8 protein-coding genes are annotated in these 9,691 nt (G+C 69.0%); 1 reads left to right on the forward strand and 7 read right to left on the reverse strand.

All coding sequences use genetic code 11. The features are described from left to right. Positions 1 to 70: 70 nt before the first annotated feature. Genes pyrF through pyrR form a run of 7 tightly spaced genes read right to left on the reverse strand, consistent with a single transcriptional unit; the run spans position 71 to position 8,698 of the window. Positions 71 to 910: an orotidine-5'-phosphate decarboxylase gene (gene pyrF, locus ACZ54P_RS38725; RefSeq protein ID WP_465466586.1), complete on the reverse strand. Its 840-nt coding sequence runs from the start codon at positions 908 to 910 to the stop codon at positions 71 to 73. Continuing rightward, positions 907 to 4,221 carry a carbamoyl-phosphate synthase large subunit gene (carB, locus tag ACZ54P_RS38730; protein ID WP_465466587.1) on the reverse strand — a complete coding sequence of 1,105 codons (3,315 nt, stop codon included), beginning with the start codon at positions 4,219 to 4,221 and terminating at the stop codon, positions 907 to 909. Before carB ends, pyrF begins: the two co-directional genes overlap by 4 nt. After that, positions 4,221 to 5,354 carry a glutamine-hydrolyzing carbamoyl-phosphate synthase small subunit gene (gene carA / locus ACZ54P_RS38735; protein WP_465466588.1) on the reverse strand — a complete coding sequence of 378 codons (1,134 nt, stop codon included), beginning with the start codon at positions 5,352 to 5,354 and terminating at the stop codon, positions 4,221 to 4,223. Before carA ends, carB begins: the two co-directional genes overlap by 1 nt. After that, positions 5,354 to 5,863, reverse strand: coding sequence for a PH-like domain-containing protein (locus tag ACZ54P_RS38740; protein WP_465466589.1), 510 nt, complete (start codon positions 5,861 to 5,863; stop codon positions 5,354 to 5,356). Before ACZ54P_RS38740 ends, carA begins: the two co-directional genes overlap by 1 nt. Further along, entirely contained in the window at positions 5,860 to 7,161 is a 1,302-nt protein-coding gene (locus ACZ54P_RS38745; RefSeq protein WP_465466590.1) for a dihydroorotase, read from the reverse strand. Before ACZ54P_RS38745 ends, ACZ54P_RS38740 begins: the two co-directional genes overlap by 4 nt. After that, the gene (locus ACZ54P_RS38750) at positions 7,158 to 8,105 is read right to left on the reverse strand and encodes an aspartate carbamoyltransferase catalytic subunit (protein WP_465466591.1); all 948 of its coding nucleotides are present in this window, start codon (positions 8,103 to 8,105) and stop codon (positions 7,158 to 7,160) included. The genes ACZ54P_RS38745 and ACZ54P_RS38750 overlap by 4 nt, the downstream gene beginning before the upstream one ends. After that, a complete protein-coding gene (gene pyrR / locus ACZ54P_RS38755; protein ID WP_465466592.1) occupies positions 8,102 to 8,698 on the reverse strand; it encodes a bifunctional pyr operon transcriptional regulator/uracil phosphoribosyltransferase PyrR in 597 nt (198 codons plus the stop codon). Before pyrR ends, ACZ54P_RS38750 begins: the two co-directional genes overlap by 4 nt. 258 nt (positions 8,699 to 8,956) lie before the next feature. Between pyrR and bldD the strand changes: the two genes are divergently transcribed. Continuing rightward, a complete protein-coding gene (gene bldD / locus ACZ54P_RS38760) occupies positions 8,957 to 9,445 on the forward strand; it encodes a transcriptional regulator BldD (RefSeq protein WP_003096372.1) in 489 nt (162 codons plus the stop codon). Positions 9,446 to 9,691: the final 246 nt, after the last annotated feature.

Consider the following 9,691-nt stretch of genomic DNA (forward strand, 5'->3'; position numbering starts at 1 on the left):
GCGACGGTACCCACCCGTTACCTCGGCCCACAATGCGGGGGTGGCTGGTCATGACCGATTCCCGGGCCTGCTATTGGCCGTTTTCCAGGGAGGTGAGGGAATCCCGTGTCCGCCGAACGGACGCACGCAACGCCTCGGGGTCCGGTCCGTGCTTGAGAACGTCGCGAGAAGACGCCGGGAGCACACCCGGCAGTCCTGACCCGAAAAGACCCCGCAAATCGGCCACGGTGGCTCCCTGGGCCCCGAAACCGGGTGCCAGGACGGGACCGTTCAACGCGCTCAGATCGAGCTCTCCCGGCGCGATGGTGGCGCCGACGACGACCCCGATGTCACCCAGCGGCCCGACACCGGCGTTGTACGCGCCGGCGGTGTCGACGATGTCCTGAGCGACGGTCTTTCCGTTGGGCAGCAAGGCGTTCTGCAGTCCCTGCGCCTCCGGGTTGGAGGTGCGCGCGAGGACGAACAGCCCCTTGCCTTGCGTCTGCGCAACGTCGATCGCGGGCGCCAGCGAACCGAAGCCGAGGTACGGCGACACGGTGATGGCGTCGGCCTCGAGTTCCGCGCCGGACGGCAGGAACGCCGCCGTGTACGCCGCCATCGTCGAACCGATGTCGCCGCGTTTGACGTCCAGCAGGACGAGCGCGCCCGCTTCCCGGCACACCTTCATCGTCTTGGCCAGAACGGCGACCCCAGGAGGCCCGTAGGCCTCGAAAAAGGCCGACTGGGGCTTGATCACCGCGACCTCAGGCGCGATCGTCTCAGCGGCGGTCAGGGCGAACTTCTCCAAACCGCCCGCGTCCGCCGGAAGACCCCACGCCTGAAGCAACCCGGGGTGGGGGTCGATCCCGGCGCAAAGCGGTCCCTTTTCCGCGACCGCTCGCGCCAGCCTCGCCCCGAACCGTTCGCTCATGCCTTGGCCTTGAGCGCCGCCTGGAGGCTTTGCAGCGACCGCACACCGATGTCGCCCTTGATGACGGCCTCGATGCCGTGCACGGCCGCCGCCGCGCCCTGCACCGTGGTGATGCACGGGATGTCCCGCGACACCGCGGCCGTGCGGATCTCGTAGCCGTCGATACGCGGCCCGCTGTTGCCGTACGGGGTGTTGATCACCATCTGCACCTCGCCACTGAGGATGACGTCGACGACGTTCTGCTCCCCTTCGGCCGAACCTTCGTAGTGCTTGCGCACGACGGTGCAGGGGATTCCGTTGCGCCGCAACACTTCCGCGGTACCGGAGGTGGCGAGGATCTCGAAGCCGAGGTCCGCCAGCCGCTTCACCGGGAACACCAGCGAACGCTTGTCGCGGTTGGCGACGGAGACGAACACCTTGCCCGACGTCGGCAGCGAACCGTAGGCGCCGGCCTGCGACTTGGCGAACGCCTTGCCGAAGGAGACGTCCACGCCCATGACCTCACCGGTGGACTTCATCTCCGGGCCGAGCAGCGAGTCGACGCCGTGCCCCTCGGGGGTGCGGAAGCGGTGGAACGGCAGGACCGCCTCCTTGACCGCGACCGGCGAATCGGCGGGCATGTGGCCGCCGTCCCCTTCGGCCGGGAGCACGCCGGAGGCGCGCAGGTCCTTGATTGACGACCCGGTCATGATCAGCGCCGCGGCCTTCGCCAGCGGCACCGCGGTCGCCTTCGACACGAACGGCACCGTCCGCGAGGCGCGCGGGTTGGCCTCCAGGACGTAGAGGACGTCGTCCTTGAGCGCGTACTGGACGTTCAGCAGCCCGCGGACGCCGACGCCGCGCGCGATGGCCTCGGTCGAGCGGCGCACCGTCTCGATGTCGGTCCGGCCCAGCGTGATCGGCGGGAGCGCGCACGACGAGTCGCCGGAGTGGATCCCGGCCTCCTCGATGTGTTCCATGACGCCGCCGAGGAACAGTTCGTCGCCGTCGAAGAGCGCGTCGACGTCGATCTCGATCGCGTCGTCGAGGAATCGGTCCACCAGCACCGGGTGCTCGGGGGTGACCTCGGTGGCGCGGTGGATGTAGCCGGCGAGGGATTCCTCGTCGTACACGATCTCCATGCCGCGTCCGCCGAGCACGTAGGACGGCCGCACCAGCACCGGGTAACCGATCTTGTCGGCGATCCGCTTGGCGCCCTCGAACGAGGTCGCCGTGCCGTACTTCGGCGCGGGCAGCCCGGCGTCGGTGAGGACCTCGCCGAACGCGCCGCGGTCCTCGGCGAGGTGGATCGCGTCCGGGGAGGTACCGATCACCGGCACACCGGCGTCGGCGAGGCGCTTCGCGAGCGAGAGCGGGGTCTGGCCGCCCAGCTGCACGATGACACCGGCGACGGTGCCCGACTCCTGTTCGGCGTTGACCACTTCCAGCACGTCCTCGAACGAGAGCGGCTCGAAGTAGAGCCTGTCCGAGGTGTCGTAGTCGGTGGAGACGGTCTCGGGGTTGCAGTTGACCATGACCGCTTCGAAACCGGCCTCGCGCAAGGCGATCGCGGCGTGCACGCACGAGTAGTCGAACTCGATGCCCTGCCCGATGCGGTTCGGCCCGGAGCCGAGGATCAGCACCTTCGGCTTGTCGGTCTGCGCGGTGATCTCCGACTGCGCCGCGGGATCGGTCTCGTAGGCCGAGTAGTGGTACGGCGTCTTGGCCGCGAATTCGGCCGCGCAGGTGTCGACGGTCTTGTACACCGGCCGCACGCCGAGACGGCGCCGCAGCGCGCGGACGCCGTCCTCCCCGGCCAGTTCCGGCCGCAGCGCGGCGATCTGGCAATCCGAGAGACCGGTGCGCTTGGCACGCCGCAGCAGCGGCTCATCCAGCACGAGCGCGTCGCGGACCTCCGAGCCGACCTCGCCGATGAGGGCGATCTGGTCGATGAACCACGGGTCGATCCCCGACGCCTCGTGGATCTGCTTGACGGTGGCACCGAACCGCAGCGCCCGCTCGACCTCGTAGATCCGCCCGTCGTGCGGCGTGCGCAAGGCGTCCAAAATGGACTCCTTGGTCGCGCCTTCGGGGTCGGGGCGGGTCCAGAAGCCGGTGGCCTTGGTGTCGATGGACCGCAGTGCCTTGCCGAGCGCCTCGGGGAAGCTGCGGCCGAACGACATCGCCTCGCCGACGCTCTTCATCGTCGTGGTCAGCGTCGGGTCCGCGCCGGGGAACTTCTCGAAGGCGAACCGCGGCACCTTCACCACGACGTAGTCCAGCGTCGGCTCGAAGGCCGCCGGGGTCTCGCCGGTGATGTCGTTGCGGATCTCGTCGAGGGTGTAGCCGATGGCGAGTTTCGCGGCGATCTTGGCGATCGGGAAGCCGGTCGCCTTAGACGCCAGCGCGCTGGAGCGGGACACGCGCGGGTTCATCTCGATGACGACCATGCGGCCGTCCTCGGGGTTGATCGCGAACTGGATGTTGCAGCCGCCGGTGTCGACGCCGACCTCGCGCAGGACCGCGATGCCGACGTCGCGCATGTGCTGGTACTCGCGGTCGGTCAGGGTCATCGCGGGCGCGACGGTGACCGAGTCGCCGGTGTGCACGCCCATCGCGTCGATGTTCTCGATCGAGCAGACGACCACCACGTTGTCGTGCCGGTCGCGCATGAGCTCGAGTTCGAACTCCTTCCAGCCGAGGACGCTCTCCTCGATGAGCACCTCGGTGACCGGCGACTCGGTGAGACCGGTGGACGCCAGGCGCTCCAGTTCCGCGTCGGTGTGCGCCATGCCCGAGCCGAGCCCGCCCATGGTGAACGACGGCCGGATGACCACCGGGAGGCCGACCTCGGCGACGGTCGCCCGGACCTCGTCCATGTCGTGGCAGACCCGCGAGCGCGGCACGTCGGCGCCGATCGCGCGGACGATGTCCTTGAACTTCTGCCGGTCCTCGCCGCGCTGGATGGCGTCGATGTCGGCACCGATCAGCTCGACGCCGTACTTCTCCAGCACACCGCGCTCGTGCAGGGCGACGGCGCAGTTGAGCGCCGTTTGCCCGCCGAGGGTCGCCAGGATCGCGTCGGGACGTTCGACGGCGATGACCTTCTCGACGAAGTCCGGCGTGACCGGCTCGATGTAGGTGGCGTCGGCGAACTCGGGGTCGGTCATGATCGTCGCCGGGTTCGAGTTCACCAGCGAGACCCGCAGGCCCTCTTCGCGGAGCACACGGCAGGCCTGGGTGCCGGAGTAGTCGAACTCGGCGGCCTGGCCGATCACGATCGGCCCGGAGCCGATGACCAGCACGTGCTGGATGTCTGTCCTCTTCGGCATTACTTGGCCTTCTCCATCAAAGCGACGAACTCATCGAACAGGGGGGCCGCGTCGTGCGGGCCGGCGGCGGCCTCGGGGTGGTACTGCACCGAGAACGCGGGGACGTCGAACGCGCGGACACCTTCGACGGTGTCGTCGTTCGGGCAGTAGTGCGAGATCTGCGCGGCGCCGAACGGCGTCTCGAACCGCTGGCCCGGTTCGCCTTCGAGGGCGAAACCATGGTTCTGCGCGGTGATCGCGACGCGTTTCGTCGCCACGTCGATCACCGGGATGTTGATCCCCCGATGGCCGTAGCGCATCTTGTAGGTGCCCAGCCCCAGCGCGCGGCCGAGGATCTGGTTGCCGAAGCAGATGCCGAACAGCGGGATTTCCCGCTGCAGCACCGCTTTCGTCAGCTCCGTGGCATGCGCGGTGGTCGCCGGGTCGCCGGGACCGTTGGAGAGGAAGACACCGTCCGCCTCGACCGCGAGCAGTTCATCCACAGTGGACGACGAGGGCAGGACGTGCACCTCGATGCCGCGCGCGGCCATCATGCGCGGGGTGTTGGACTTGATGCCCAGGTCGAGGGCGGCCACGCGGAAGCGGGTCTCCCCCTGCGCCTCGACCACATACGACTGCTTCGTGGTGACCTCGCCGGCGAGGTCGGCGCCCTTCATCTGCGGGCTGGCCTTCACCTCGGCGAGCATCTCCTCGTCGGTGCCGAGCGCGTCACCCGAGAAGACGCCGGATCGCATCGCGCCCTGCTCGCGCAGGTGCCGGGTCAGCGTGCGGGTGTCCACCTCGGAGATGCCGACGACGCCCTGGCGCTCCAGTTCCTCGTCCAGCGTGCGCTTGGAGCGCCAGTTGGACGGGGTGCGCGCCGGGTCGCGGACGACGTAACCCGAGACCCAGATGCGGGCCGACTCGTCGTCCTCGTCGTTCCAGCCGGTGTTGCCGATCTGCGGCGCGGTCTGGACCACGATCTGGCGGTGGTAGGAGGGGTCGGTCAGCGTCTCCTGGTAGCCGGTCATGCCGGTGCAGAACACCGCCTCGCCCAGACTGCGTCCCCGTGCCCCGTACGCGGAGCCCCGGAAGATCCGGCCGTCTTCGAGGACCAGTGCGGCCGCGCTACGGGTGCCGTTAGCGGTGCTCATCAGGCACCTCCCTTGATGTCGTTGCGAGTGTCTTGCAAAGCTTCGATCCACTGTGGATAGTCGTCGACGTCGTCGCCGCGGAATCCGGTGTCCAGTTCGACGTCCCCGGCCAGCCAGGTGATGACGAGCAGCGCGTCGATGCCCATCACCTTTCCGGCCATCCCCTTGTCCTTGCGGACGCCGGTGATCGCCGGCCGCGGGATCCAGAAGTCCGGGGCGCCGCCGCGTTCGATGGCGACGCCGTCTTCGTGCAGCCGCCAGACCGCGCCGGTGCGCAGGCCGGCGCCGCGGGTGACCACGCGGTCCTGCCAGTGCCCCGCCGTCGTCGTGCTGACGTAGAGACCGGTCGATTCGAGCAACGCCTCACCGGGCTCCGCCGGGATCTCGGCGAACGGCGGCACCTGGACGCTCTGAGTCCGCGACTTCCGCCGCCAGCCGCGCCACATCAGGAAGACGCAGAACAGGAAGAAGACGAAGACCGCGAGGGTCAGCAGAATCCGGTCGCTCATGATGCGATCTTCCCTTCCCGCGCGGTGATCCGCCCGCGCAGCAACGTCGCCGTCACCACGCCGGGGAGCCGCATTCCTTCGTACGGGGTGTTGGCCGCGATACTCGCGAACTCTGCTCCTCGTACGGTCCATTCGGTGTCCGGGTCGATCAGCGTCAGGTTGGCCGGTTCGCCGACCTCGATCGGACGGCCGTGATCGGACAGGTTCCCGATCTCGGCGGGCCGTTCGCTCATCACCCGCGCGACACCCCGCCAGTCCAGCAGTCCGGTGCGGACCATGGTCTCGACCACGATCGACAGCGCGGTCTGCAGGCCGAGCATGCCGGGGCGGGCCGAGTTCCACTCGCAGTCCTTGTCCTGGACGGCGTGCGGCGCGTGGTCGGTGGCGACGCAGTCGATGACGCCCTCGGCCAGCGCGGCGCGCAGCTTCTCGGCGTCGGACTGGGTGCGCAGCGGCGGGTTGACCTTGTTGACCGGGTCGTAGGTCGCGAGCCGCTCGTCGGTCAGCAGCAGATGGTGCGGGGTGACCTCGGCCGAGACCTTGGTGCCGCGCTCCTTGGCCCATTTCAGGATCTCGGCCGTGCCCGAGGTGGACACGTGGCAGACGTGCAGCCGCGCGTTCGCGTGCTGGGCCAGCAGGCAGTCGCGGGCGACGATCGACTCCTCCGCCGAGGCGGGCCAGCCGGTGTAGCCCAGGCGCGCGGACTGCTCACCTTCGTGCGCCTGCGCGCCGACGGTCAACCGCGGCTCTTCGGCGTGCTGGGCGATGACGACGCCCAGCGCGGTCGAGTACTCCAGCGCGCGGCGCATGAGCAGCGGGTCCGCGACGCAGAGGCCGTCGTCGGAGAAGACCTTCACCTGGGCCTCGGACTTCGACATGGTGCCCAGTTCGGCGAGCTTCTCGCCCTTGAGGCCCACGGTGACCGCGCCGACCGGGTGCACGTCGACGAGCCCGGCCTCCTGGCCGCGCCGCCACACGTGGTCGACGATCACCGCGTTGTCGGCCACCGGGTCGGTGTTGGCCATGGCGAACACCGCGGTGTAGCCACCGAGCGCGGCCGCGGCCGAACCGGTGGCGATGGTCTCGGTGTCTTCGCGGCCGGGTTCGCGCAGATGGGTGTGCAGGTCGACGAAACCGGGGAGCAGCACCTGGCCGCCCGCTTCGATCACCTCGACGGCGGTGTCGTCGGCCTGGGTGTCGAGGGACCCGATGTCGGTGATGACCCCGTCCTCGACGAGCACGTCGACCGGATCGCCCTCGCCGTAGGGTCGGGCGCCCTTGATCAGGACGGTGGTCACGCGGCGGCTCCTTCGCTGGCAAGCAAGTGATAAAGGACCGCCATGCGCACGTGGACGCCGTTGCGGACCTGTTCGGTGATGGCCGAGGCCGGGGAGTCGGCGACCGCCGAAGCGATCTCCATCCCGCGCAGCATCGGACCGGGGTGCAGGACGACGGCGTGCTCGGGCAGCAGCTTCATCCGTCGTTCGTTGAGGCCGTAGGCGATCGAATACTCGCGCGCAGAGGGGAAAAAGCTCTGCCCTGGCCCCCCGGCTGTCATCCGTTCCGCTTGCACTCGCAGCATCATGACCGCGTCGACCGCGGGCAGTTCGGCGTCGAGTTCGTGCGACACGGTGACCGGCAGGCTTTCCACCCCGGCGGGCAGGAGCGTCGGTGGCGCGACGAGCACCACCTCCGCCCCCAGCGCCGACAGCAGGTGGATGTTCGACCGCGCGACCCGGCTGTGCAGGACGTCTCCGACGATCGCGATGCGGCGGCCTTCCAGCGAACCGAGCCGCTCCCGCAACGTCGCCGCGTCGAGCAGCGCCTGCGTCGGGTGCTCGTGGGTGCCGTCGCCGGCGTTGACGACCGCCGTCCCGGCTTCGGCGAGCCAGCCCGAAAGCCGCTGCGCCGCCCCGGAAGCCGGGTGCCGGATGATGACGCAGTCGGCGCCCGCCGCGGCCAGCGTCAGCGCGGTGTCCCGCAGCGATTCGCCTTTGTTGACCGAAGAACTGGACGCGGAGACGTTGATCACGTCGGCGCTCATCCATTTCCCGGCGATCTCGAACGAGACGCGGGTGCGGGTCGAGTTCTCGTAGAACAGCGTGATGACGGTGCGGCCCCGCAGGGTCGGGAGCTTGCGGACCTCGCGGCCGAGCAGGGTGTGCTTGAGCTCCTCCGCGGTGTCCAGCACGGCTGTCGCGAGCGCCGGGTCGAGCCCGTCGGTGGCGAGCAGGTGCTTCACGATCGGTCTCCTTCTGATTGCGCCCGCAACAGAACCGTGTCCCGTCCGTCCACTTCGGACAGCAGGACCTCGATTCCCTCGGCACGCGAGGTGGGCACGTTCTTGCCCACGTAGTCGGCGCGGATCGGCAGTTCGCGGTGGCCGCGGTCGACCAGCACGGCCAGCTGGACCGCGCGCGGGCGGCCGTGGTCGCGCAGGGCGTCGAGGGCGGCACGGATGGTGCGGCCGGAGAACAGCACGTCGTCGACCAGGATCACCACCGCGTCGTCGATACCGGTCGGCGGCAGCTGCGAATGTTCGAGCGCGCGGGGCGGGCGGCGGCGGAGATCATCACGGTAGAGCGTGATGTCCAGCGCGCCGGTCGGCGGACGGATGCCGGAGAACTCGGCGATCTTGTCCGCGAGCCGCAGGGCGAGCGGGGTACCCCTGGTCGGGATGCCCAGCAACACGGGTGGAGTCGAGCCACCGGCACCGAGAGCGGTCTTCTCGATGACCTGATGGGCCATTCGGGCTATCGTGCGCGCGACATCGCCGGACGAGAGCAGCTCACGCTCTCCCGCCGGTTCCGCCGCGCCACGTGGACGTGACGACAAGGCGGACCTCCTTCCCCGCCTCTCTGGACGGGTCCTTAAAGACCTCGACTTCCTGCTTGGCGAGGAAATCGAACCGACACTAGCAGGAGCGGGCCCTCCTTCTTACGGGTGGCGCGCCCCAGGTGACGAAGGCCTCGCGAAAGCACCCGCTTGACCTGGTGACAACTATGCGTAACCATTACTCTGAGTATTCGACTCTAGAGTCCCCTGGACCGGTCACGCCGACCGGTTGGGGGTGAGGAAACGGAGAACCACCAGATGGGCGATTACGCCAAGGCGCTCGGGGCCAAGCTCCGCGGGATCCGCCAGCAGCAGGGCCTGTCCCTGCACGGGGTCGAGCAGAAGTCCGGAGGCCGGTGGAAGGCCGTCGTCGTCGGTTCGTACGAGCGTGGCGACCGCGCCGTGACCGTGCAGAAGCTCGCCGAGCTGGCCGATTTCTACGGCGTGCCGGTGGTCGAACTGCTGCCGGAGGGCCGGGTGCCCTCGGGCGCCGAACCCGCCACGAAGATCGTCATCAACCTGGAGCGTCTCCAGCAGCTCCCGGCGGAAAAGGTCGGGCCGCTCGCCCGCTACGCCGCCACCATCCAGAGCCAGCGCGGCGACTACAACGGCAAGGTGCTCTCCATCCGCACGGAAGACCTGCGTTCGCTGGCGATCATCTACGACATGACCCCCGGCGAGCTCACCGAGCAGCTGATCGACTGGGGTGTACTCCCGCCGGAGGCCCGACCGTCCAAAGAGGACTAGTTTGTTTATCGCGCGGCCGGAAACGCGTCTACGGGCCGTGCCTTGTCGAGGCACGGCCCGTTAACATGAAGGCGGCCCGCAGCCGCGTTTCCGGGGCCTGACGGCCAAAACGCGCGACTCCAAAAGATCAAAAGACCTTGGTCACCTCAGCCTTGGTCACCTCAGCCTTGGTCACCTCAGCCTTGGTCACCTCAGCCTTGGTCACCTCAGCCTTGGTCACCTCAGCCTTGGTCACCTCAGCCTTGG

The sequence above is a fragment of the Amycolatopsis sp. NPDC034160 genome (assembly GCF_055575355.1).